Annotated in this window: 17 protein-coding genes; all 17 read right to left on the bottom strand. The window is 51.5% G+C overall.

Annotated elements, in window-relative coordinates; all coding sequences use genetic code 11:
* Nucleotides 1-145: 145 nt before the first annotated feature.
* Nucleotides 146-1,741, bottom strand: coding sequence for a helix-turn-helix domain-containing protein (locus R50912_RS23825; RefSeq protein WP_042238405.1), 1,596 nt, complete (start codon nt 1,739-1,741; stop codon nt 146-148).
* Nucleotides 1,742-1,743: 2 nt separating this feature from the next.
* A complete protein-coding gene (locus tag R50912_RS23830) occupies nt 1,744-3,456 on the bottom strand; it encodes a sensor histidine kinase (RefSeq protein WP_042238408.1) in 1,713 nt (570 codons plus the stop codon).
* 209 nt (nt 3,457-3,665) lie between these two features.
* Nucleotides 3,666-4,457, bottom strand: coding sequence for an alpha/beta hydrolase (locus R50912_RS23835; RefSeq protein WP_042238410.1), 792 nt, complete (start codon nt 4,455-4,457; stop codon nt 3,666-3,668).
* A 27-nt stretch (nt 4,458-4,484) separates the two neighbouring features.
* Entirely contained in the window at nt 4,485-5,951 is a 1,467-nt protein-coding gene (gene gtfA / locus R50912_RS23840) for a sucrose phosphorylase (RefSeq protein WP_042238411.1), read from the bottom strand.
* Nucleotides 5,952-5,961: 10 nt separating this feature from the next.
* Entirely contained in the window at nt 5,962-6,918 is a 957-nt protein-coding gene (locus R50912_RS23845; protein ID WP_042238413.1) for a carbohydrate kinase family protein, read from the bottom strand.
* Nucleotides 6,919-7,094: 176 nt separating this feature from the next.
* A complete protein-coding gene (locus tag R50912_RS23850) occupies nt 7,095-8,033 on the bottom strand; it encodes an alpha/beta hydrolase (RefSeq protein ID WP_042238415.1) in 939 nt (312 codons plus the stop codon).
* A gap of 53 nt (nt 8,034-8,086) precedes the next feature.
* Nucleotides 8,087-9,061, bottom strand: a complete 975-nt coding sequence (locus R50912_RS23855; RefSeq protein ID WP_042238417.1) for a LacI family DNA-binding transcriptional regulator — start codon at nt 9,059-9,061, stop codon at nt 8,087-8,089.
* 140 nt (nt 9,062-9,201) lie between these two features.
* Entirely contained in the window at nt 9,202-10,191 is a 990-nt protein-coding gene (locus R50912_RS23860; RefSeq protein WP_042238418.1) for a LacI family DNA-binding transcriptional regulator, read from the bottom strand.
* Between the two features lie 71 nt (nt 10,192-10,262).
* Nucleotides 10,263-11,090, bottom strand: coding sequence for a carbohydrate ABC transporter permease (locus tag R50912_RS23865; RefSeq protein WP_042238419.1), 828 nt, complete (start codon nt 11,088-11,090; stop codon nt 10,263-10,265).
* On the bottom strand, nt 11,090-11,971 hold the full coding sequence (locus R50912_RS23870) for a carbohydrate ABC transporter permease (RefSeq protein WP_042238420.1): 882 nt from the start codon (nt 11,969-11,971) through the stop codon (nt 11,090-11,092). The genes R50912_RS23865 and R50912_RS23870 overlap by 1 nt, the downstream gene beginning before the upstream one ends.
* Before the next feature lie 85 nt (nt 11,972-12,056).
* Nucleotides 12,057-13,415 (bottom strand): ABC transporter substrate-binding protein, encoded by a 1,359-nt coding sequence (locus R50912_RS23875; protein ID WP_231637703.1) that lies wholly within the window; start codon nt 13,413-13,415, stop codon nt 12,057-12,059.
* Between the two features lie 397 nt (nt 13,416-13,812).
* Complete coding sequence (locus tag R50912_RS23880) at nt 13,813-15,441, bottom strand: response regulator (protein WP_052416653.1); 1,629 nt, start codon at nt 15,439-15,441, stop codon at nt 13,813-13,815.
* Nucleotides 15,395-17,107, bottom strand: coding sequence for a sensor histidine kinase (locus tag R50912_RS23885; protein WP_197072969.1), 1,713 nt, complete (start codon nt 17,105-17,107; stop codon nt 15,395-15,397). Before R50912_RS23885 ends, R50912_RS23880 begins: the two co-directional genes overlap by 47 nt.
* A 56-nt stretch (nt 17,108-17,163) precedes the next feature.
* Nucleotides 17,164-18,870: an extracellular solute-binding protein gene (locus tag R50912_RS23890; RefSeq protein ID WP_042238422.1), complete on the bottom strand. Its 1,707-nt coding sequence runs from the start codon at nt 18,868-18,870 to the stop codon at nt 17,164-17,166.
* Nucleotides 18,871-18,963: 93 nt separating this feature from the next.
* The gene (locus R50912_RS23895; protein WP_042238424.1) at nt 18,964-19,842 is read right to left on the bottom strand and encodes a carbohydrate ABC transporter permease; all 879 of its coding nucleotides are present in this window, start codon (nt 19,840-19,842) and stop codon (nt 18,964-18,966) included.
* Nucleotides 19,843-19,860: 18 nt separating this feature from the next.
* Entirely contained in the window at nt 19,861-20,829 is a 969-nt protein-coding gene (locus tag R50912_RS23900) for an ABC transporter permease (RefSeq protein WP_081956627.1), read from the bottom strand.
* Between the two features lie 772 nt (nt 20,830-21,601).
* A complete protein-coding gene (locus tag R50912_RS33505; RefSeq protein WP_197072970.1) occupies nt 21,602-25,930 on the bottom strand; it encodes an endo-1,4-beta-xylanase in 4,329 nt (1,442 codons plus the stop codon).
* Between the last annotated feature and the right edge of the window lie 59 nt (nt 25,931-25,989).

Consider the following 25,989-nt stretch of genomic DNA (forward strand, 5'->3'; position numbering starts at 1 on the left):
ACAGCATCTATTATTTGAAATTTTTCAACTTTACAGGAAATGCCGCGAATTAAGTGTTGTTTATTCAGCAACAACTGTATACAATCCAACTAAAATCTCTATAGCAAGAAGCTCCGCTTCTCACGGGGAGATACGGAGCTTCCTGCTATAGAACAGCCTTGTGCTTGGCACGATAAGCTGCCGGTGTTTCGCCGGTCCATTTTTTGAATACTGTCGAGAAATAGGAAATCGTATCAAACCCGGTATCCATGGCGATCTCCCCTATGCTGGCCGCACTCTCCAGGAGCATCTGCTTCGCCGCCCGGATGCGGCAATCGTTCAAATATTCCTTGACCGTCTGCCCGGTCCCGTTCTTGAAGACCTTCGCCAAATAGTCCGCTGTCAGATAGACGCTTGCGGCAACATCCTCACGGCTGAGGTCTTGAGTATAATGGTCCTGGATGAACCGTTTGGCCCGCTCGACTACGCCTTCCGACTGCAGCACTTCCCTGATGGAATCCACCGTCTTCTCCGTAAGCACCTGCGCCCACTTCATGAAGTCGAACACACTGCTCTCGGCATCCTGGGCCAATTGCTGGCTGAGTTCATCGGCAAACAACCGGTGTGCCTGAATATGATGCCGGGAGAGCAGCGAATAGACCACCTGAAGCAGATCTTCCCGGATGGCATGGAGGGTTGCCGAATCCAGCTTGTTCCGGCTGGTCAGCAGCTCCAGCTCCTTCTTCAGCCGGTTCACAATCTGCGCCTTCTCCTTCTGGACGAACAGCAGGGTGAACAACTCGGTATCCAGGGTATAGCGCTCGGTTAGATCAACATAGAAGGGTTCGTTCGGCAGATGGACCCTTCCCCTGAAAATAAGATTCGACTCATCCGCCTGCTCCAGCTCCGCCTTGAGCTGCGAGAGACCGGAGATGGCCGATGGCTCACTGAAATAACAGGTGGCGGTACACTTCAGATAATGTCTGCTGAGCCGAATGATCTCTCCGGCACTCGCCTCCAGCCACTTCTTATCCACCTGGCTCTCGGCAAGAACTGCATTATAGAACACCTTATCGACCTGGTAGGCGATGATCCGCCCGCCGCTCACCTGGCTGCTGAGAATTTCAGAGACGAGGTTCGAGAGCGCGTAATGGAAGATACTTTCGTCCCACTCCCGTTCAATCTGGGAGCGGGGAACACTAATCAGCAGCAGCCTATAATCCGCCAGTACGGAGACAGGCAGCTCCCGCTTCTGCACTTCACTCTGAATAAGCCGGATTCGGGGAGATATCGTCGCTGTCAGGACCTCACTCCAGAAGCTCCGTTCCATCAGATCCTGATTCTTGAGCCATGCCTGACCCATTTTGCTGTATTCACCCATCATGATTTTGTTCTTCAGCGTATCCATGGACTTGCGCAGGGCCGCCTCCAGCTCCTGCTTGTCCAGCGGCTTAACCAGATAAGAGTCGGCATCATACGAGATGGCCTTAGAGGCGAAGCTGAAGCTCTCATGACAGGTCAGGAAGATGAACCCGCCTTCATATTGGCGGTCTCTCGCCCACTGGATCATATCAATCCCTGAGCCGCGCGGCATTTCGATATCGCAAATGATCAGATCCGGCTCGGCTTGCCCGAATAACTGCTTCGCATCCTGTATATTATGGGCGGCCTGCACTTCCGTAATCCCGAATTCATCCCAATTGACAATCCTGCGCAGGGCTTCTACGGTTGGAATATCATCATCAATCAACATACAACGCATATTTATCCCCCCTCTGATATGGGCTGGTCCACCCGGTTCACAGGTATCCAGAGCTCTACTCTTGCGCCTGTAGACTCTGCATTGGACAGCTTCAGCAGATCATCGCGTTTGTAGAGCAGCTTGAGGGTTTTGCGGATATTGGCGATTCCGACCCGGCCTCCATCCTCCGTCACCTGTACGGACTCCGGCGAATTCAGCCATTCGGCAGTGAAGCCTGCTCCGTTATCCTCAATCACAATACTGACAAACGGACGCCCGTCCCTGGTCTCTATCCGCACCCTGATGAAGATGGACAGCATCTCCTGATAGAACATGGCGTGCTTGAAGGTATTCTCCACAAAGGTCTGAATCATGAATTGCGGTATCGGTACCTGCCGGGCTTCCTCCTGGATCTCGATCATGAAGAAAATTTGATCCGGGTAACGGATCTCCTGCATCCGGATGTAATTCTCAGTGTGCCGGATCTCTTCCTCCATCGTAACTTCCATCAGCCCGCCTCTGAACATATACCGGAGATGTTCCGACAGGCAGTGGATCAGGCGCCGGATTTCTTCATTCTTATTCTGATAGGTTAAGCTGGTGATCGTCGAGATCGCATTCAGGAAGAAATGGGGCCTGATCTGCATCTGCAGATATTTGATCTCTGCGCGGCTGATCTCGATCTGTTCTTCATAAGATTGAATCTTCAGATCCTTAATTTCACTGACCATGGATTCCAGCGCATGGAACAGCTTCATGAATTCCAGGGAGTACGGTGTATTCTGGGGAATCTGGTATTCCAGCTGACCCTGCTCGACGGCCTTGGCCGCCTTCACCAGCTCCAGAATCGGCCTCAGCACATCCCTGGTCAAGAATCTCAGCACTAGCGGTACAACAATCGCCGAGAGCACCGCCAGCAAGGCGATCCCCCACTGAATAAGCTGAAGGCCCGAGAACAATCCGCCCTTGGGGACCATATTGGTCATCTGGCCAAACTCGCCGATCGGTTCAGACACAATCAGGAAGCTGCTCTGATATTGCTCCGTTAAGCTCTCCAGGGTTGTGTCCGCCTCATTCAGGGAGATATTATTGGCAGCCAGTATTATCCCCCCTGCATCACTCAGTACATACCGGTTCTGATCATTGGCCCCTCTGTCTACCATAGACAACAGGTTGTCCGCCTTCACCAGGGTTCCGAAGCTGACGTCTGAATAGGTAATGTATTTGAACAAATAATATTCGTCCCGGATCTGGAACACCTTCCATTCCCCGCTTTGCGCTACCGGAGCCGTATCGAACTTGTGCATATTCAGAAAATCAACCAGAGCCAGCTTATCCCCGGACTCCATCCGGCTATTGAACTGCTCCAGCACCAGTTCTCCGGAGAGTCTGATGAACATGCCGTCACTGGAATAGCCGCCCGCCATTTTCGCCTGCAGGTTGGTTTTGAGCTGCTGGACCTTGAAATACCGGCTGCTCTCATCCATACCCGCTGTATTGACAGCGGTATCTATGTTATGGTCGAACACCTCAATCAGATCCTTGGAGAAATTGTTGAAGTTGTTATGAATATTCGCCTGATAGAGGGCAAGTGTATTCCGCGAGCTGGTCAGCGCATTACTTCGCACCACCTCCAGGGAGTATATATTGCTCAGCACAAGGATGGACAGCAGGATCACAAGAATCACGGTCATCTGCAACGAAAATTTGAAAATGATACTGTTCGTTCGGATCATCCCCACCTCCTCCTTCCCCCGGAATTCAGCAAGCCCCTGAAGCCGATACGAACTCGATGGGCCCAGGGGCGTGCAAGTATGCAATTTGCTGTTAGATAAACTGAACTTAAGATCCAAACTTGAAGCTCTGTCGTCACTACGGTGAATGTTTGGCCCTCCGGCCGCTGTTGTCTCCAGATTTATTTAATTTTAACCGTTATCTATATTGTTTAATTATCCGCCCACTCCAGCGCAGCTTCAATGTGCTTATCCCAGTACTCCCAGTTGTGGTCTCCCGGGCCTTCCACATAGTAGTGTCCGGCCCCTTCACCCTCAAGGAACTGATGGAACCGGCGGTTCACATCCAGCAGCATATCCTCTGTTCCACAGGCCATGTACAGCTTCGGCAGCGCAAGCCCCTTCGCCTTCACATCCAGCACAAGCTGCTCCGGGTCTTTATCACTGCCCAGCAGCCGGCTCAAATCACCGAACACACTTGCGTAATAGGAATAGCTGGCGATGCCATCCTTATAGTCCGGGGAAATGCCCGCAATCCGGTAAGGGATCAGCGCCGAGGACAAAGCTATAATCCTGCCGAATTGCTCCGCATACTTCAGGCCGTTGCGGATCGCTCCGTAGCCGCCCATGGATAAACCGCCGATCCATGTATCCTCGCTCGCCGCAGACAGCGGGAACATCCGGCGCGTGAACTCTACCAGTTCCCTGCCGACATATTCACCGTAGAATGCGTCTCTGTTCTCATCATCCACATAGAAGCCATTCTCACCGGCAGGCATAAATACCGCAATCTGATATCTGTCCGACAGCTCCCTGATCCGTGAGAAGCTCATCCAATCATTATGGCTCCCGGAGAAGCCGTGCAGCAGATAGAGGGATCTTAAGGGCTGGCCCGCCCATACCGGCAGCCCCAGTCCCTCAGGCAGATCCACCGGCAATAACGCATTGAACGTCACTTCCCGCTTCAGACATTTCGATTGCAGGCTTATTTGCAGTGTAGCCATAATCATTCCCCCTTAACATGATTAGGATTAGACCCGGTAAACCGCTTCCTGTCCTTGCTCATCCACATATTCAATCACAGTCTGGTAATTCTGCAGGTCAATGAACAGTCGGCAGTAGTCTCCGCCATGCTCCCACATCAGCCGGATCTCATGGTCTGCCGCCTCCAGCACCCGGAACGTTCCTCCGAAGGCACTGTAGGTATTGCGGAAACGAATCAGCTTCATCAGCCGCTGCACCACCTCCCGCTGAGTTTCTGCTTCAATCTCCTCCAGCGTATAGTTATGGCGGTTGATCTCCCGCCCTTCACCCGTCAAGGCTACCTGCTCCAGATCATTACTGCCGGCCAGCAGGCCCACATAATAGACCTGCGGGATACCCGGTGCGAAGAATTGAATCGCCCGGGCCGCCAGATAAGCATCGTCATCTTCATTCAGCGCGCTGTAATACGTGCAGCGGATCTGATGGACATCGAAGCCGTCCGGAGCCTTATGCTCCTCCGACAGAATCAGGCTCAGGTTCGCCCCCCGCTCCACGCAGAGATCCACCAGCTTCTGTGCTTCCTTCGTATCAATCAGATCATCCATATCCGGCTTCACCGGAACGCCGTCGTGACAATCCAGCATCGTGAACTGCTTATGCGGGCGGGTCTGCAGATAGGAGTACAGCTCCTTATTGGATCTGCCGGTCAGTGCCTCAAGCACCCGGTAGGGCAGGATGAAGTCGTAGATCCAGCAGCCGTATTCCGATAGCTTGTTCTGTATACTGTAATGTGCATGTACCTCGGGCAGCAGCTCTATATCCAGCGAATCCGCCATCGCTTTGATCCAGTCCAGAAATTCATAAATCTCCGGCTCCACAAAAAAACAGCTGGTGCCCAGCTTCTTGATCACATATCCCACCGCATCAAGCCGGACGATCTTGACATTCTGCGCTTTGAAATTCTCAAAGAACCGCTGCAGCAGCTCCCGGGTGAGCGGTGAATGGATATCGAGATCAATTTGCTCGGAGGGATCAGTTTTGCCAAAGGTTGTCCAGACCTTCTCTTCCCCGCTCCCCGGGGTGGAGTAGGTGGAATAGGGCAGAGGCCGCCGCAGGAACATCTTCTCAATATCCGCCTGGACAGGCTGGCCGTCCGCCCATATTTTGTCCAGGGTAATGAATAAATCGGCATATGCGGAAGCCCGCCCCTTCTCCAGGAAGTCCTGGAAATAAGGCGATTGCCTGGAGATGTGATTCACCATCAGGTCTACCAGCACATCGAATTCTTCCCCTATGCTGCGGATATCCTCCCACGTGCCGAACTCCGGCTCAATCTCCAGATAAGTCAGCGGAGCGAACCCGCGGTCCCCGGAGGAAGGAAAGGGCGGCAGAATATGAATTCCGCCTGCAAACAGATCCGCGAACGGCCCGCGCAGCACCTGATGAAGCTGCTTCAGGTCGCCGCCCAGCGAATCGGGATAGGTAATCAATTGGACTTGATTCTTCAGTGTCATCTTCTTCCTCCTACAGGTTATATTCTTGTTGTATGACTTCCAGGGCAGGCAGATTCACTACGGCCCCTGTAAATTTCAATTTGTACGCGCTGACGGCAAACCCCAGCTCCAGCGATTCTCTGAGCGTATACCCTTTAACGACTGCCGCATAGAAGCCGGACCAGAAGGCATCTCCCGCTCCTGTCGTATCTTCGATCCGGGTAGCTCTGGTAGCGAACGCCAGCGTTTCCCTTCCATTGGACACCAGAGCGCCGTCTTTGCCCAGCGTCATAATTACCAGCTTGGCTCCAAGCGCCAGGAATCTCCCGACTTGCTCTGCCGGAGTTCCGGGTCCGAACAGACGCTCGGCATCATCCTCCGAAGGCTTGATGATATCCACCTTCGGGATCATGCTTTTGACATAGGCCACCCCGTCCTCACCCTGCTGCCAGATCAGGGGATGATAATTGGGATCGAAGCCGATGAGCAGGTTATGCTTCCTGGCCACCTCAATCACCCGTTCAACCGTATCACGCGACGGGATTCTTGAGATCGGCCAGCAGGAGAAATGAATGATTTTAGAATGAATGACCGCCTGCTCAAGCTCATTATTATATTCCAGCCCGTAATCCGCCCCGCGGTAAAAGATCGGAGTCGGCGTGCTCTGACTCTTCGTAATCACCACCATACTGGTAGACGCGTCTACCTGCTGGATTCCGCTGGTATCCATCTCCGCACTTTGCAAGCCCCTGATCAGAAACCCGCCCAGACCATCCTTCCCCACCGCCGAAGCGACATGAGACCGGATGCCGAGCCTATGGACATTAATGGCAATATTGGATGGCGATCCGCCGGAATATCTGGTATATCCATTACAAGCTGTGTCCTCGCCATACTCATTGGCAATCATATCAACGAGCAGTTCCCCCACCGTTAACACATCGTTCGTTTGATCTTCAAACGGTATTGCCTCACCGAGATTAAACACCCGTACTCCCCCTTGCCCTACAATATCCCTTCTTCATATCCATTCTATGGTTTCTGTAGCTGGTTTACTTTCAAAAAACCGTTCTCTTTTTTCAATTTAAGTGGAAACGGCTTTGCCGTCCTTCTATAGGACGGTACCGTTTCAGCGAAAAATGATTCCAGATGTCCGGCCATCCCTCACGAATTCAAGGCCCTTGCCAGGGCATGAATATATTCTTCCCTGGCTCTGCGGCTAATTCCGGCTGTCGGAACGACATGCTCGAAGCCGTGATAGCCCCCGGGATAGAGATGGAATTCCACTTCTACACCGGCCTGTGCCAGCCGGGTGACATACTCAATCGTCTCATCGCGGAACGGGTCCAGCTGTCCGACGCAAGTATAGGCGGGCGGCAACCCCGCCAGATGCTGCGCACGGCCGGGCGCAGCATAAGGGGAGGTAGCTTCGCCTCCGGCAGGTCCGCCCAGATACATCTCCCAGGCGATCAGGTTGTTGGCCCGGTTCCACACTGCCGGATGCGTAATCTCATGACTGGAGGGTGTAAGATTGCGGTCGTCAAGCATCGGGTACAGCGGAAGCTGGAAGCAGAGAGATGGACCGCCCTTATCCCTTGCCATCAGTGCCAGGGCAGCAGCCAGTCCCCCGCCTGCACTCGCTCCGCCGACTGCTATCCGGGAAGCATCAATATGAAGACCATTTGCGGCACCCGCCAGCCACACTAACGCCGCGTAGCTGTCTTCTATGGCTGCCGGGAACGGATGCTCAGGAGCGAGACGGTAGTCGGGCGATACAACGACACAGTTGGCCGTCTCTACGAAGCTCTCACATAACCCATCATCCCCGCCGGGATGACCCAGAATGTAGCCTCCGCCATGGGTCCAGAGCAGAGCGGGCAGCCCATGTTGTTCCTTTCTCTGCGCCGGTTCGTAGATTCTGACCTGCATCTGATGGCCACCGGCAACGGTCAGAACCTGTTCTGTAATGCGGACGCGCTCCGACTTCACGGCAGGCAGTGGAATGTTATTTCTGGCGGCAGCCAGATCCTCCGGCAAATGAAACGGCGGTAATTCGGCAATCCCCTGTTGTAATTCCGGGGTTACCCGGTGAATGAATTCCATCTATGTTTCCTCCATTATTGTTCGTATGTGAATGAATCTTAGGTTCCTCAAGCTTAAGTGGTTCTCTTCTCCGCTAATCGGACCGGAAGAATCGTCTCCAGCGGGACCTGCTCACCGGCAATCTGCTGAAGCAGATAATGCACCGCTAATTCGCCCATCTTCTTGATCGGCTGGACGATGGTCGTCAGATCCTCAGCATCTCCTGCCGCAATCCCATCATAGCCTATCACCTTCACTTGCTCAGGCACCGTTCTGCCGAGCCTCCGGCATTGCTTGAGCACCTGCAGCGCCAGCATATCACTGCTCGCAAATACACCGTCGAGCTCAGGACATTCCTGAAATAGGCTGCTTACCAGCTTCTCATACTCCTTATACTTGAAACCGTTCAGATCCGTTTGTTTCACGATGAACTGGACATCTTGTCCGCTGACCTGCTCCAGGAAGGCCTCATGTCTCTGTTTAGCCAGGAGACTGAGCCGCAAATTCCCGCTGAGGTAGGCTATATTCCGGCATTTTTTCCGCAGCAGTAACCGGGTAGCCAGTACGCCTCCCTGATAATTATCAGAGGCAATAAACGGAATAGACCTGGAGATCTGCCGGTCCAAGGAGACCAGCGGCAGGTTAATCGACTTATAATCGTTCACGCTCATTGTATGGCTGCCCATGATGATCCCATCGACCCGGCTGGCTCTCAGCAGATCAATATATTCTTTCTCTTTCTTCTTATGGTGCAGGGAATTGCACAGCATGAGCTTATACCCGTGTTCGTAGGCATAAGCCTCAATATGCTTGGTGACCTCTCCGAAGAACGGATGGGAAATATCCGGGAGGATAAGACCTATAATATTGGATTTCTTGCGCAGCAGGGAGCGTGCTACCTCACTCGGATGGTAGTTCATCTCCTCCATGACATCGTTCACTTTTTGCTTCAGGCTGTCACTCAGATATCCACGGTTATTGAGCACACGGGAAACGGTTGTGACGGAGACGCCCGCCTTCTCTGCAATATCTTTGATCGTTACAGCCATCCGTACCCTCCTCCCCGGAATCAGCTCTCCTCCTTCGTTCAGGGAACGGGAGAGATCCTATATTAACCGGTTAATATATAAGTGTAAAACGGGTTCGCCGTCCTTAAAAGGACGGTATCCGTTTCAGCGGGAGCTTGTTTCTATGTCGTACCTCGTTCCACCACTGTCACCGGGAACGTGTTCACCATCGTAACGGCTTCGCCTTCAATCTGCTGAACAGCCAGCTTAATGATAGCTTCGCTCATCTCCTGAACCGGCTGCCGGACCGTGCTTAGGCGCGGTGAGATCAGCGAGGCGATCTGTACATCATCGTAACCTACGATTCGGACCTGCGAGGGAATATTCTTGTTCAGCAGGTTGCAGGCATGAATCACATCGGCGGCAATCACATCACTGCTGGCAAAAACACCGTCGATCTCAGGATGCTCCTGCAAATAGGCGGTAATGTCGGTGTTGCTTCCGGCGTAATTGCCCCCTTCAGCATCGAGCTGCAAATGCAGCGGCTGCAGTCCTGCGCGCTCCATCTCCGCTTCATACCCTTCCCTTCTCTGGCCCGCCAGCATCAGATGATGCTGGGGACCGTCAATTCCCCGGTAAATATAGACCGGATGAAGACAGCCCTTGCCGATTAATAACCGGGCAGCAAGTCTGCCGCCCTCCAGATTATTGGAGGTGACCACAGGAATCTCCTCCGAGATTATACGGTCGAAGGAGACAATCGGCAGATCCAGGTTCAGATAATGCTGGACATCCAGCACCGCACTGCCCATGATGATGGCATCGACCTGATTTTTTTTGAGCATCTCGATGTATTCCACTTCCTTGGCTACGTTGCGGTTGGAATTGCACAGCAGTAGCTTGTAGCCCTTAAGATCTGCATAATATTCCAGATAGGAGGTTAGCTCGGCAAAAAAAGGATGCGAGATCGTCGGTATGATCAGCCCGATCATATTGGATTTTTTGCGGAACAGGGCCCGGGCCATTTCATTCGGCTGATAGTTCATTTCCTTCATCACCCGGTAGACCTTCTCCTTCGTCTTCTCACTGATATACCCTCTATTATTAAGCACTCTGGAGACGGTATTGACAGACAGGCCCGCTTGCTTGGCTACGTCTCTTAGATTCGGCATAGAAACCACCTTGTTTTTAGTTTCAATTATAGATGAATTCTGCCTGCATTACAGCTACATCGTTCTACCTCTTATTTCAAAGCACCTTCCGTAATCCCCTTGATGATCTGCTTCTGCAGGAACAGATAGATGACCAGCACGGGGATAATCGTCATGATCAGCCCGGCCATCAGCGGGGCATAGTCTACCGAATAGGAGGAGAAGAACGTGTAAGTCGAGAGCGGAAGCGTCTTCTGGTTCGGCGACAGCAGCACGAGGCTGGGCAGAAGATAGTCGTTCCAAATCCAGAGCACATCGAGCACCAGCAGCGTTACGAATACCGGCCTCAGCAAGGGGAGCACAATACTGAAAAAGGTCCGCAGTGTGCTGCTGCCTTCGATAAAGGCCGATTCTTCCAGCTCATAAGGTATCCCTTTGATAAATCCGTGGAAGGTGAAGACGCCAAACGGAACCCCGAAGCCCAAATACATAAACAGCAGCGTCAGCTTGGTATTGAGCAGCCCCATATTCCCGTATAGCATAACCATTGGAATCATGAGTACCTGAAAAGGAAGCGCCATCGAGGCCAGCATGAGGAAGAACAGGATGGAGTTCACCTTCCATTTGTAACGTACGAATAAATACCCGGTCATGGCCGAGAAGATAATAATGACAAATACCGAAATCCCTGTAATGATCAAGGAATTCATGAAGCCCTGCATAAAGTCCATATTCTCAAAGGCGCTTGCATAGTTCTTGAAATCTATCGTTGTCGGTAGGGACAAAGGACTCTCGAAGAATTGCTGGGTGGTCTTGAATGAGTTCATAATAATCAGCAGGAACGGCGTTAAAAAGGCGAACAGCAACAGGTATAATAATCCTGTTTTGAGTCCGGAGAGGATGCGCTGGTTACCATTCATTAAGATTCCACCTCCAGTTTCTTGAGCAGATAGGACTGAGTCAAGGCTATAATCGCTACGACGGCAAACAAGACCACGGCTTCTGCCTGGCCGACACCGTATTGATTGGACAGAAAGGCTTTTTGAACGATATGGTAGGTGGCAAGCTCGGTCGAATTGAACGGCCCGCCTTTGGTCAAGGCAAGGTTGATATCATACGTAAGGAAGGAGCGGGACAGTGAGATGAAGATACAGATGACGATCGCAGGAACCGTAAGTGGCAGAATGATTCTGCGGATTACCGCATACCGCCCTGCTCCGTCGATACTGGCGGCCTCCAGAACATCACCCGGCACGCCTGTGAAGCCGGCAATGTAAATGATCATCAGATATCCGACGAGCTGCCAGGCTGTCGCAATGATCAGTGCCCAGAAGGCGGTCCCTGTGTCTGTAAGCCAGGAGGTCTGGAACAGATCCCAACCGTACTTATTGCCCAGGTAAGGCAACACCTGTGAGAACAAGGTCTGCCATAGATATCCGAGGACGATCCCGCCGACCAGATTGGGGGTGAAGAAGCCGGTGCGCAGCCATTGCTCCCCCTTCCCTCCCCGGGTCAGTGCCAGCGCAATGAAGAAGGCAAACACATTGGCAATCACCACGGTAAAGAATACATACTTAAGCGTGAACCACAATTGGCTGAGGAAGACTTTATCCCGGAACACTTCCAGATAGTTCCCGAAGCCGATTAGGCTGCTGTCCCCTGTACGGACATCCCAATTCGTAAAGGTCAAATATAAGCCGACGATGAACGGTATGATCACAACGGCGGTAAAGGCAAAGATGGAGGGACCTCCGAAGACTAAGAAGGTCCCCGTGTTCTTCAATGATAACTTTTTGTTCATAGTGCTGCCCCCTTTCCTCCATAAAAGATGGGCTGGGGCGCCGCCCCAGTCCCATCCAATCTTTTATCATAAACCAGCGGCCTCTTTATTTCCCCGCATAAGATTTCCAATAATCCTGAACTTCCTGCGCCAGTCCCTGGCGGTCAGTATTTCCTACCAGATACTTCTGCATCGCAGCGCCGGTCTTGGCCCAGTAATCCTGCGGCAAGTAATTAATCACACCGATATTGATGATGTTCCCTTGCTCTACGTATTTGCTGACGGCATTGGACATGATGTTGGTGCTCTGTGCCTTAAGATCCTTATACGGCATGGACAGCCCCATATCGGTAATAATGGCCTTTTGCCCGTCCTCGCTGGTTACCATCCATTCGATGAACGCTTTGGCGGCTTCCTGCTGCTCAGGTGTGGACTTCGAGTCATCTATGGCGAATAGCTTAGGTTCGCTGTAAGCCACTTGAGCGTTGCCGAAGTCTTCAGGGTTATTGCTGATTGGCAACGGAAGGATGCCGAATTCCTCGTCGCGGCCTTCAAGCGGTCCAATGACCGCCCAGCTCCAGTCTCCCATGAAGTAGAAGGCCGCGTCCCCTTTGGCAAAATCCGCGCTGTCCCGGTTATAATCGGATACAAGCGGGTCGCTCTTACGGGCGTTGTACGTCTTCAGCAAGTCGAAGGTATCCATCAGACCGGTAAATTGCGGATTCTCGGTTAGATTGACCTGCCCGTTCTTCAGCTCTTCCACGAATTTACGGTTGTCCTCCACCTTCTGCGATTGTAAGGAATAGGTCAGTCCCAGATAGTGGGCACCCAGCGACCAATCTGCTCCGTGGACCATCACCGGTGCCTTGCCTGCCGCTTCGATTTTCTTAAAGACCGCTTCCAGATCGTCGCGGGTCTTCACGGATGCAGGATCAAAGGTACCGCCAATGCCCTCCTCTACCGCACGTTTGTTGTACAGCAGGCCGTAGCCCTGGGCCGTCCATGGAATACCCAGGAATTGTCCGTCCAGCAACGCTCCATCAATGGCTCCCGGATTTGTCAGCGCTTCATACTTCGCCTTATCCGGCTCCAAGTTCAGAAAATCGTCCTTATATTGAAGTATCGTTCCTGCATCAAGGTTAACAATCGTTGCCGGATTACCGGAAGCCAGCAGGGATTGGAACTTCTCAAGCTGTGCCCCTCCGATCGGCGTAGGAATCAGTTCAATGGTTACCTTCGGATTCAGCTCGTGATACTTCTTAAACATCTCCTCAAACACTGTATTGACTTCTGCAGAGGTATTGAAGAATGTGAGCTTAACGTCTTTGGCGGCTGGCTGTGTCTGTGCTGCGCCTTCTTCCCCTTTGACAGCGCTGGTTCCTGAATTACCCTTGGAGCAACCGGCCAAGAGCCCCATAGCCACCGTTAGACCCATAACGCAGCTTGCAAGCTTTCTCAATTTCAAATGAATTCCCCCTTACCAATAATGGTTTGAATGCGCATTCATTTCGGATGCAACTTTATGATAACCGGTTAACATATTTATGTCAATCGGTTATCATATTTAAATTTAATCTATTACAAAGGATTACAAATATGGTGTGGGCTGTTGTTTTTAAAAGAAAAAATCACCCTGCGGGGTGATTGAGGTAAGGACTTATGCGGCGCGTGCAGCTTATAAGACGAAGTGCATTTATCCATCTGCTGTTTACGATTACTTTGTATTTCATTTATTCACATTGTTCTCTAGCTGGCTCTGGACAACTTGGGTCGCCAAATTTTGACCCATCCCTCTGCAAGTAGAAACGGCACCCGGTGAATTCAAGTGCTTCAGCTTTTGCCGGCTTCTTTCATCCATACAATCACAGCTTCCCCCGGTAATCCTGGGGCGTCATGCCGAATTGTTCTTTGAACACTTTAATGAAATATTGGCTGTTGGCATAGCCGAGCTGCTCGGAGATTTCATAGATTTTCATATCGGAATTGCGGAGACATGCTACGGCCTGCTCCATCTTCATGTTCAGAATATACTCGCTGATGCTGATTCCGCTGACCTGCTTGAACAGTCTGGAGACATAAGCCGGATGAAGCGAGACGGCGTCCGCTACGAACTGCTGGCTGGCTTCTGCCAGATTGGCGGCAATGCAGCTCTGCATCTCTTTGATAATGCCCAGCCGGTTATTCTGGGTATCCCGTTCCAGCTTGACCTGCAGGGTATCCACCAGCGTTTCGCCCCAGCTGATCAGCTGGGATACGGAGCGGAAGAGTGTTTTATCCAGAAGCTCCCGTCCAACCAGGTCTGACAGCAGGGAATGATTCTTATGGGCAATATAATGAAAAGAGCCCAAGATCATACTGCGGATCTCCTCAATATACTCTTCATTATAGGCCGGCAGATTATTGCTGAGCTCCTTCATCTGCTGCAGTCTTTCTTTGTAGCCTTGCCACTGGCCGGTCTCCAGCAGATGCATCAGCGTCGGAGAAGCATATAAGTCCTTAAGCGGCTGTACCGGCGAGCTCCTCTGCTTATCCGTCAAGGAGATGAAATATCCCTTGTCATTCCCCACCTGCTGTCTCAGCGCCGACTGGGAATCCTCGTACATGGAGCGTATATCCAGCGGAAATCCCCCCGGGTAAGACAGAATGACCGAGATCCCGCCATTCAGATATTCGTTCACACTGCTATGCAGCTGATGGGTGTTATGGGTTAGCTGCTTCAATATTTTGTCCGCGTCCATAGCTTCCTCATCATTGCTCTTCACAAGAAGCACCAGATTCTCGTATGTATCCCGGCAGTGCCACACCTCAAAGCCTGCACCCAGCAGTTCACAAGCGATATTGGTAACCGCATATTCAAAGAGCAGCTGGCTATCCAGCCCGAAGTTCGTGAAATGCTCCTCCAGGCGAATCAGGATCAGGAAGATCCGGTCTTTCTCCTGAAAATTCAATTGATATCCGCTCAGCTTCTCCTTCAGCCGTTGCTCTGGATAAGCTTTGCCCTGAATCAGCTCGGCCAGCAGCTTGTCCCGTAGTGCCGGAAGATGCTCCCGGAAGGCCAGCATCGCCTGCTCATAGGACGCCGTTGTGTCAATCTCCTTCTGAATGATCTTAATCGTGCTCTCCAGTGCAGCACGCAGCTTATGATGATCGAGCGGCTTGACCAGGTACTCCACCACCCCGTATTGAAGGGCTTCCCGGGCATATTCAAACTCGGCATAGCCGGTAAGCAGAATACACTTGACTCTCCGGTGGGTCCACCGCATCTGCTTCACCAGCTCAAGCCCGTTCATTCCGGGCATCGCAATGTCGGTAATGACAATATCAATCGGGTATTGCAGAGCGATCTGCATGGCTTGGGCGCCTGAGTAGGCTTTGTATACTTTTTCAATCCCGAAATCCTGCCATGGAAAAGCAAGCTCCAGGTCATCTACGACATATTGTTCATCATCTACCAGCAGAATTTGCAGAATGCGCTTCTCCCTCCTTATCAATCCGTATCCGGTAACTGGTGCCTTCGGACAGCGCAGAGTCCACGGATAACCCGGAGTCCTTGCCAAAATATAAGCGCAGCCGCTGATTCACGTTCCTCAGTCCGGTTCCCAGCATTTTATTGTTCATTAGATTGTCGTCGATATGGCGGCGGACTGTGCCGAGCCTGTCCTCGCTCATGCCGATTCCGTTATCCTTCACGGTAATCAGAAGATACGAATCCACTTCTTCCGCAGTAATCGAGATAATTCCGGGACTTAAATTCGGTTCAATTCCATGCTTAATACAATTCTCAACAAGCGGCTGCAGAATCATCCGGGGCAGACGGTATTTCCCCGCCTCTGCCGTGACACTGAACTCAAAGGCAATCTCTTTTTTGCGCAGATGGACCATATGAAGGTAATGCTCTACAAATTCCAGCTCATCCTGAAGGGTTGAGTCCAGCTGTTCAATCTTGTGAATATACCGGCAGTACGAGGCCAGATGAAGCGTCATCGCAGTAACCGCCTGATGGTCTTCAATGCTGGCTTTGCTCTGTATGAAATTCAGGCAGTTATAGAGAAAATGCGGGTTGATCTGCGCCTGATACTGCTTCAGCTTCGCTTCCTTGACTTCAATCTCCCCTACCAAGACCTGCTCTATCAGAATTTGGGTATTCTCCGCCATCCGGTTGAAGGAATTGCCCAGCACCCTGAACTCATTGACCTGCAGATCAACGGCGCGGCTGGAGAAGTCGCCCCTGTCGAATCTGTCAATGGCCTTGCGTAGCGTAATCACGGGCTTCTGCACCTGCCTGCGAAGCAGGAGCGTGTAGAACATAATACCCACAAGCACAATCAGCACCGCATAGAGGAACAGCCTGTTGTTGCGGTTGATCGGCTCAATATACTGTCGTTTGGGATAGGCGTCAATGAAATATAGATCCAGCATGTCCGACTTCATGTAATTGATCAAGTACTCTGCATGATGCTCATCCGCTGAAATCGTGCCGCTATTCCCGGTGATCCGGGGGATCATAGACTGCAGTAACTCCTCGGGAAACACTGCACCGGTCTGAATGAACGCCTGCTGAGAGGCATCATATAGGATCGGCATCCCCGACACATATTGCTCCATCATTTTCACAAGATTATCCAGAGAAATCCGCACTTCAATTAACAGCGAGCTGATATGACTGCGCATGATATTGGAGTAATACCCCTTACCCTCCTTATCCATATGCAGAGTCCAGCGGTTGTAGGTTTGCTCCGGAGGGGCAAAGGAGCTGAAGGAAAACGACGAGTCCGAGGATACCGTCTCCTTCTCATCTTCATAATACAGGATAACCGTGTTCTTCCAGGTGGTGGAAGCCGTGTTCAAAGCCAGCTTATCAATGATGGTCAGCTTCATCTCATATTTGGAATACTGATCCCCGAACTTCAGAATATACGGATAACCCCGCACGGACTGATCCTGCGACAACGTAATTGTGTTGGCCAGCACCTGTTCAAACTGCGTGGATAGCTGGGAGGTCATGAATTCAACCTCATACATTTTATTCTTCCTCAGCTCACTCTGAATGTCCTTAACGTTCAATCTGTATATGATCCAAAAAGCCCCAACGATGATCAGGAGCATCAGCATCAGGACAAACGACAGCCACTGAAAGATAGACAGACGATATTTCACCTTGGCTCCTCCGAATGAAAGGACGGCCTTAGGGGCCGCCCTTGTCTCCTGTTTCTTTATTTCTGAATGGATTGATACCATTCATTGACCTCTTTGGTCACTTTATCGCCGCCCGTTGTTGTCCATTTCTCTACAAAGGTATCGAATTCATCCACCGGCGCTTTGTCATAAATAATCTTGTTCAGAATTTCTTTCTCCAGCTTCTCCAGCATATCGCCACGGGACAGCTGGGTTTCAGTAGGCGTACCCGTGAACATCTCCGGCATTACGCTGTCTTTTTGGTCGATGATGATTTTGGCCGCTTTGATCTGTTCAGGAATCCGCTCAGACAGATTCTTCTCATATTGGTTCGACGGCTCTGCACCTTCTGCCAGCTTAGCCAGCGTATTCATCATCAGGTTCGGAATAATGGCTCCGTCGTAGGTTAAGGTATAGCGGATCGCATCCACCCAGCCACCTGGAATCTTATCGCTGTCCTGCTCTTTTAGAATGGTTCCGTCTGGAGCAATATCATAGTCATAGCCTTTGGCGAAGCCATTGACGAAGGTCGTGCTGTCCGGATTCGCCCAGTTGTCAAACAGATAATTCTGATAGACGAAGAAGGCATCCTTATGCTCCATATCCTTGTTGATGAGAACGGCCCCGGAGGCAATCTTCGTGCCGTGTCTGCCTACCTTGCCATCAGGTCCTGCCGGAAGCGGATAAGCCTTGAACTCGGCATCCGGAACGTTCTTCTGCAGATCCGGGAGCGGCCAGCCGGTCATCCAGTAAGGGCCGACAATAATGCCGGACTTGCCTGCTGTGAAGGCTTCAGTTGCTTTGGCTTCATCATACAGGCCGGATTCGGAGGAGATATATCCTTCCTTCATCCACTTCTGCATCGTCGCCAGCCCTTGCTTCATCTCCGGCTGGACAGAACCGTAAGCGAGCTGGTTATCAGCCGTCTTGTTCCACTGGTTAGGCATGGCGCCGAACATTCCAAAGACCCAGCCGGCTTCAGACATCCAGGTATTCAGGTTATTCTTAAATCCTACAGATAGCCCTGTAGTATCCTTCTTTCCGTTGCCGTCCGGATCTTGATTCGTGAAGGCATCCAGCACAGTCTCCAGCTCCGCGAGGGTAGACGGCGCCTTGAGATTCAGCTTCTTCAGCCAATCCTCTCTGATATACATGACAGGATCATTATTATAGGCATTCTCCAGAATCGGAATCCCCATACGTTTACCGTCTCTCATGTACGGATTCCATACGCTTGGCTCCTCTGCCATCGCTTGTTTGTAGATATCGGAGGCATATTTGTCGAATAATTCGCCGGCATCCGTGAACTGGCCGCTGTCAATCAGATCGGATATAAGCGATGGACTACCCCGGAAAGAGATAATGTCCGGCATTTTCTCCCCAGATGTAAGCATCAGACGCAGCTTGGTTTCATAGGCGTTATTCTGGTCACTGACGGTCCAGAGATACTTGATGTCGATTCCCATTGTATCCTTTGCCCATTTGGTGTGCACGTTATTTTCAATATTTTCGCCATTTTTGAATTTCAGGCTGCTCGCAATGGGAAATACAGTCGTGATGGTCACGGGCGTTGTATATTTACCATTCTCAAAGGGAGCTGAATACATGGAGTCTTCACTAGCTGCCGGCTCGTTGTCTCCTTCTGCCTTCTCCTTATTGGTGTTGCCGCCGCATCCCGCTAGCAGACTCGCGAGCATGGCTGTAGATAACACCGCCATAGCAGAGAATTTCATTTTCTTTATCATTAATCTTGCACCCCTTTAATCAAATTTTAGCAAAAGTTATGGATGAGTACATCTTTTTTAGCGTTTGCATCACCCCCTTTATAGGAAAGGCAGCTATTCCTTAACCGCCCCGAGGACAATTCCTTTCACAAAAAAACGCTGCAGGAATGGGTAGACGATGAGGATCGGTGCCATTCCGATGAAGATTTGGGCTGCTTTGACTGTTCTTTGCGAGATATTCTCAAGATCCTCCGGACGTACCGTCACCTTACTGAAGTCCTGCTGGACAATGACCGTCTGCAGGAAGGTGGCCAGCGGATAGTTCCGGTGATTGGTCATATAGAGCAAACCGTCGAACCAGGAATTCCAATGCCCCACAATCGTAAACAGGGATAAGGTCGCAATCGCCGGCATGGAGACCGGGAGATACACGCTGAACAATGTTCTGAAATGACCGGCTCCGTCAATAAAGGCTGCTTCCTCCATCTCTTTGGGGACCGCTCTGAAGAAGTTAAGCAGCAGGATGATGTTCCATACCGAGACGGCTCCGGGCAGAATCAGCACCCATAACGTATTCATCAAATGCAGCTTCTGAATCAGAATGTACATCGGAACCAGACCGCCGCTGAACAGCATGGTGAACACCAGCAGCCAGATATACAGATTCCGGCGTCTGAACCGTGCATTCTCTTTGGATAGCGCATAGGCGGCCAGAATAACTACTCCCATGCTGAATGCGGTTCCCAGCACCGTCCGCTGCAGCGTCACCCATATGGAACGGGTGAAATTCTCATTGGCTATGGTCTTCGTGTAGGCATCCACGGTGAAATCTATCGGCCACAGACCTACCAGATTGGCATTGGCTGCCGCCTTTCCGCTGAAGGATACAGCAAGGACATGAATGAGCGGAATAACACACAAGACCGAAATCGCAATCATCAGGATATAGTTGAACACGGTGAAGATACGGTATGGTTTTGTCTTATGATACATGCCACGTTGGCCTCCATTCTAGAAAATACGGTAGTTAGCAAATTTATACGAAATGCGGTAAGCTGACACGATCAGGACAAAGCTGACAACCGATTTGAACAGTCCGACCGCTGTGGAGAAGCTGAACTTACCGTCGACAATTCCCAGTCTGTAGACAAACGTATCAATGATATCGCCTTTGTCAAACACAAGCGCATTATACAGGTTGAAGATCTGATCAAACCCTCCGTTGAGAACGTTTCCAAGTGCGAGCGTTCCAACAACGATCGTGATCGGCAGCATGGCCGGCATCGTAATCGCACGCGTCTGCTGCCAACGCCCCGCTCCGTCCACTTCAGCGGCTTCATACAGAGCCGGATTGATTCCGGCCAAGGAGGCCAGGAATACGATGGTATTGAAGCCGAACTCTTTCCATACATCACTTACGACAACGACAAATCTGAACCAATTCCCGTCGCCCAGGAAAAATATCGGTTTGATTCCGAAGACACTCACCAGCACCTGATTGATGAGGCCTCCGTCTCTCGCCAGCAGGTCGGACAGGATACCGCCCAGTATGACCCATGATAGAAAGTGAGGCATATAGACTATGGTCTGCACCATTTTCTTAAATGCCATTTTCCTAACTTCATTAAGCAGCAGCGCGAACAGGAACGGAACGATCAGGCCGGCAATCATCTTCAGACCGGCAATAATCAGCGTGTTCCAGATCACCTGAACGTTCTCGGGAATGCTGAACAGATACTCGAAATGCTCCAGCCCCACCCATTTGGAGGCATTGAATCCTAATCCCGGCTTGTAATTCTTGAAGGCAATGGCAAGGCCGGTCATAGGAATATAAGCAAAGATCAGGGTTAAGATCAACGCTGGCATGACCATCAGATCAAGACTAAGGCTTGTTCTCCATTTTGATTTCTTCCGGGGACTCCCCGCACTCACATCCAGTTTCTCGCCTTTCACGCTGGCAGGCGTAACCAAGTTTTTCATGCTTCTGCTCCCCTTTACTGGTCAACATGTATCTCTTTACTGTGGTTTATAGATTTATCATAACTAGTAGAGACTTTCAGATATATAATAAATCCAGAGCATAGATAACAATTTGATAACCATGATAATTGTGGGTACATGAGGCAGAGCGAGATTACCCTACAGCCATGACACAGCGAATCGGGGCGGCCCTGTGTTTGGAGGAAGTATAAATGCTGGCACTTGGGTGGACGCTCCGGGTTGCTTCGAGATGCTTCGAGATGCTTGGGCTGCTTCGAGCTAACTCGAGCCTGGAACAAGAGTTACACTCCCCTCTGGCAGCATTAGTTGGAAAAACGTATCTTAAATTTGTCTGAATTGGAGTATTAGAGGAATTTAGTTGGAGATATGTATCTTATTTTCGTGGAAATCTTCTTTTTTGTGCCAATACAGGTATAGTAAGTGCTGTTTTTCCAACTACTGTCTGTCCATGGCCATTCTGCCCGTCAACAAGTGTTGAAAATCCAACTATTTCCTGACGCCAACACCGACGCCAACGCGACACCAACTCCAATGCCAACTCCAATGCCGGTGCAGCCGCCATAAGCTCACGCTGCTCACGCCATCGGTACCCGCATGCCTCAGGTGCTATACTCTACTTCAGGTGTCTCTCTCAGCTTCAGGTGACACTCTCTACTTCAAGTGTCACACTCACCCCATCACAAAGAGCAGCGGCCCCTATCGGGAGACCGCTGCTCTGCTCAAAAGATCCTATAGGCTCGCTGACACTAATCTACGGATTCAAAGCAATTATCCGGTACACCACCACAGCAGCCTGTTCCTTGGTCATCCGGGCCTTCGGCAGGAAGTAGCCGTTCTGCGCGCCTTGAATCACTCCGGCAGTCCGCAGCTTCTCTATTGCGGCCGAAGCCTCCCCGGTCAGCAAGTTTAGATCCTTGAAGCCTTGAACAGCAGCGGAGTCACCCTTCAGCCCGATCTGCTGCAACTGGACAACCCGATACATCATCAGCGCCATTTCCTGACGGCTGAGCGTATCGCTCGGACCGTAGAGCCCGTCTGCTCTCCCTTTGACAATATCCAAAGCTCCGGCAATGCCGATGGCCTTGGCATAAGGGGAATCCATGCTGACATCTTTGAAGCCTGGAGCGTCAGCAGCAGTCTGAAGGTCAAAGGCATTGACCAGCAGTTGGGCAAATTCTGCCCGGTTCATCAGCGCACCTGCCTCGTAGGAAGCCTCTGCTCCCAGAGGAAGTATTCCTCTTGCAGCCAGAGCTTCAATGCTCTCGGCGGCCCACTTGCTGCCCTTCTGATCTGTCAGCTTCACTGTAGCGACTGCATATTGGCCCAGTACTTTCGCCTGGAAGGAGACATAGCCTGTGGCCGAATCATATTTACGGTCCTTCACCATCACAAGCTTGCCGTTCTCCAGAACCTGATACACCCCAATCTGATGTGCCCGTTCTCCTGCCTTAAGCTCATAAGGGAGCCTCACGGTGAGGGTAGCAGCGTCAACCTTAGTCGTCTTGACTCCATGGATAGTGAGTGCGAAGTCTAGCACATCGGCTCCATTCAAGCGGTCCTTAACTGCCGCAGGCCATCCGTCCTGCCCCACACGCTTCACCTGCAGCAGAAGGAAATCTCCGGCCTGTATATCCTGCAATTTCAGCAGTTGCCGGTTCAGGCTTAGGACAGCCCCCAATCCGGTTTCAATCTGAATTTCTGTAATATTCGGCTGTGTGCTCAGGCTCTGCAGCGGAAGCTGGAGCTGCAGCTCTCCGGCTTCTGCAGCCGGCTTGACCGCAATCTTCAGGATGCCGCCTCCGAGCGACTGGAGCACTGCCTGCTGCACAGCCTCAGGCGACAGCTTCACATGAAGGATGCCATCCTTATCCGCTACGGGCTGAACAACAATCCGTCCTTCGGTGAAGGTCTCGGCCGGAGCAGGGGCCCGGGACGTTGGAGCAGAGCCTGAAGATGGGGACGGGGACGTCCCTTCAGGCGGAGCCTCCGGTGCCGCCGTAGGCGACACAAAGCTTAGAATCCCGAAATGGGAGGTATCCCGCCACGTATCCTCTCCCTTATCATTCCATTTGCTTGTACTGCGCTTCCCAGCACCTTGATCATCATTGACCTGGATATCAAGCCCGATAGAGCTGCCCGGTGTTGCCTTGACCGTTCCGAAATCAATTTTGGCTTCTACACGATACCCGGTGTCCGTGTGAACGACCGCGCTGGTTAATCTGCTCACCGAGGCCCCTCCTCCAAAGGAAGCCACATTATTGATATTAATCCGGTATTGACCGTCGTCCCCCTCATAGTACGGAGTTCTGTTGAAATTCTCATCAATGAAGATTTCAACGGAATCCTGGTCCCATGGATTCACGGCATCTGCCTTGAGCAAGGCATCCTTCACATCTAAGATCAGATATAGGCTGTCCTCCGTCCACAACGATCTCGCTTCTGCGGTGGTGCTGTAAGGAGCGGCAGACATTTTTACCTGAAAAGGCTTCGCTTTCTCCCATTCCGCATCCATCTGTCCGTCGATCTTCACCTGACCTTTCACCGATTCCGCAGAATTAGGCATCGCGGTGTAACGGATGACCCCGTAATGACTCGTATCCGTATCCTGGGATCTGCTTCTGTCATTCCAGTAAGCGGGTACGGCCTCCGGAACACCGGCATCGCTCACCCGGATATCCAGACCCATCTCCAAGCCTGCGGAGCCGCTGACCGATACGAGCGGAATCTTCGCTTCGATCGTATAGCCACCCCCCTGCCCGGTGCTTACGAAGCTGATCCCTTCTGTCCCGGTGCCTGAACGCTGGAGTGTAATCTTCCGGTCATCCGGCTCATAGGCAGAGGTCTTGCTGTTATTCTCATCCAGGAAGATTTCAACCTTATCTTCTCCGTTCAGACTTGGGTCGGTAACGTCTACCTTCACATATAGGTTCTGCGGGTCCCACAGGGTATGAACCTTGGCAGTTACAGTACTCCCCTGTTCAAGCGGAACCGCCGCTGTCTTGTTCCACAGCGATTTCCCGGCTTCGCCGAACTTTGGCGTGCCTTCCAGAGCCAAAGCTACATTATGCAAGGCCGGGAGCTTGGAAGGATCAACCGCGCCCCAGTAGGCCGGCTTCGCTTTTAACTGCTCGTCGAATAACATGGCATGGTTATTGTAGCTTTTCTCATCCTGCACTCCCCAGATGGAGACCGAGGAGATGTTGTCCTTATACTTCTTGTAAAGTTCAAACAGATCCTTATACCGTTTCCCTTGCTGCGCAGCGATACCGGCCGGTAGCGGCGAGTCAGGGCTTATGCCTGTATCCACATCCAGCTCGGTGATCTGAATATCCAGTCCCAGCTGCGAATACATTTGAATGGTTTTTTCTATCTCCTGAGTGCTCGGGGAGTACAAACCATGATGTGACTGGAGGCCCACACCGTCAATCAGATTCTTCGCCTTAAGCCGCTTCAGCAACTGATAGATATGCTCACGCTTTTCCGGTACCTCGGTGTAATAGTCGTTATAATAGAGCTTCGCTTCCGGATCGGCCGCCCGGGCAAATTCAAAGGCCTTCTCGATATAGTCCGGACCAATCAGGTTATACCAAGTTGTCAGTCTCATTCCATTGGGACCGCCGCCATTGTCGGCAATCGCTTCGTTCACTACATCCCAAGCATAGATCTTGCCTTTATAGCGCTGCATGACGGTCTCAATATAGCTCTGCAGACGCTCCAGCAACAGCTCTCTGCTTGCCGGCTTCCCGGCATCGGTGAACATCCATTCTGCGGCATCAGTGTGCCATAGCAGCGCGTGTCCCCGGAGCCCCATTCCGTTCGCTTGGGCAAAATTCACATATTTATCAGCCCCGTCAAAGACATAGGTACCCTCTTCAGGCGCAATAAATTTAGGCTTCATTTCATAGGTTGCCGTGATACTGTTGAAGTGCTTCTTCAGCAGCTCCCCGTAGATCCCTTCCATTTGCCAGGAATACGCAGCGGCTCCGATCGCGAAGTCGTCAGCGAAGACCTCTTTTAACCCGGGAATATCCTGTTCAATACTCATCTCCGGGGCAGGCTCAATCAATACATCATCGACATAGAAGGATAAGGTATCTACGGTATCCTCCGTAATGTAGGGAGTCTCCACGAAAAGGTTCATTTCAGACGGCTGGTCGCTGTACTGGAATTTGCCCTTGAGCAGATGCCATTGCTCCCATTGATCCGCCTTAATACTAACCTTATCAATCGCATTCCAGCTCTCGGAGCCGGCTTTCTTATACACGGTCATCTGCAGGCTTTGGTCTACCTCCGGCTTCTCCTTAAGGCGCACAGCCATAGAGATCTGGTAGCTTTTGCCCGGCCGCAGATGCTCCTTCACACTCAGGCTTGGGCCATAAAAGCTGCGCTGTCTCTCCTCTACCAGCATACTGTGAGTCCCGGTGTTAGCGGCTTCCTGGCTCACCGTAAGCGATTCCGGTCCAATCCGGTTCTTCCAGCCCTGCAGCGTCCCGTCTTCAAAGTCCGTGCGCAGCCCTTCCTCCCCGTCCGGAATGTCAACCGCTGCGGCAGAGATCTTGACATCGTCCACGTAGAATGCGTTTCCTGCTGCGGCTTCTGCATAAATCTCCGTGAAGCCTACATTACTACCTGTAATAAAAGTACCTTCAAGATAAGTCCATTCCTCCGACCACTTCGCTCCGTTAAATTCCGCTACTGGCTTCCAGTCCTCGGTTTCACCGATTTTGGTATGCACCGTAAATTTGACCGGCGCCGGAGATTTCACCCAAGCTCCCACGGTGTAGGCTGTATTCGGAGCCATGTGATCCGTCAGAACCTGATTGGGCCCTTCCCAATCCTTGGTACGTCCATCCACATACAGGCTGTAGGCGCCCCCATGATAGACCGCCTTCGTTACTGTAAGCTGTTCGTCGCCTTTCTTGGTCCAGCCCTGTACGGTGCCGTCCTCATAATCAGAAGCAAGAATAACGGCCGGGCCTCCCTCAGCCGCAGCATGGACCGGAGTCCGCATGGGCAGCACTGAAGCAGCGAAGACCATCAGCGCAAGAGCCCCTATCATGATTTGTTTACGACCAAACATTCGTATCCTCCTTCGGTTCATCCCTATCCAGCGGATTCCTGATTGAATTATAGCCGTTT

Origin of the sequence: Paenibacillus sp. FSL R5-0912, assembly GCF_000758605.1 — a bacterium.
Classification (GTDB): Bacteria; Bacillota; Bacilli; order Paenibacillales; family Paenibacillaceae; genus Paenibacillus_AQ.

Bases quoted from the DNA above. Each gene is read 5' to 3' on its own strand.
- R50912_RS23825 (WP_042238405.1), bottom strand. From the start codon at position 1,741: ATGCGTTGTATGTTGATTGATGATGATATTCCAACCGTAGAAGCCCTG.
- R50912_RS23830 (WP_042238408.1), bottom strand. From the start codon at position 3,456: ATGATCCGAACGAACAGTATCATTTTCAAATTTTCGTTGCAGATGACC.
- R50912_RS23835 (WP_042238410.1), bottom strand. From the start codon at position 4,457: ATGGCTACACTGCAAATAAGCCTGCAATCGAAATGTCTGAAGCGGGAA.
- gtfA (WP_042238411.1), bottom strand. From the start codon at position 5,951: ATGACACTGAAGAATCAAGTCCAATTGATTACCTATCCCGATTCGCTG.
- R50912_RS23850 (WP_042238415.1), bottom strand. From the start codon at position 8,033: ATGGAATTCATTCACCGGGTAACCCCGGAATTACAACAGGGGATTGCC.
- R50912_RS23855 (WP_042238417.1), bottom strand. From the start codon at position 9,061: ATGGCTGTAACGATCAAAGATATTGCAGAGAAGGCGGGCGTCTCCGTC.
- R50912_RS23860 (WP_042238418.1), bottom strand. From the start codon at position 10,191: ATGCCGAATCTAAGAGACGTAGCCAAGCAAGCGGGCCTGTCTGTCAAT.
- R50912_RS23865 (WP_042238419.1), bottom strand. From the start codon at position 11,090: ATGAATGGTAACCAGCGCATCCTCTCCGGACTCAAAACAGGATTATTA.
- R50912_RS23870 (WP_042238420.1), bottom strand. From the start codon at position 11,971: ATGAACAAAAAGTTATCATTGAAGAACACGGGGACCTTCTTAGTCTTC.
- R50912_RS23890 (WP_042238422.1), bottom strand. From the start codon at position 18,870: ATGATAAAGAAAATGAAATTCTCTGCTATGGCGGTGTTATCTACAGCC.
- R50912_RS23895 (WP_042238424.1), bottom strand. From the start codon at position 19,842: ATGTATCATAAGACAAAACCATACCGTATCTTCACCGTGTTCAACTAT.
- R50912_RS23900 (WP_081956627.1), bottom strand. From the start codon at position 20,829: ATGAAAAACTTGGTTACGCCTGCCAGCGTGAAAGGCGAGAAACTGGAT.
- R50912_RS33505 (WP_197072970.1), bottom strand. From the start codon at position 25,930: ATGTTTGGTCGTAAACAAATCATGATAGGGGCTCTTGCGCTGATGGTC.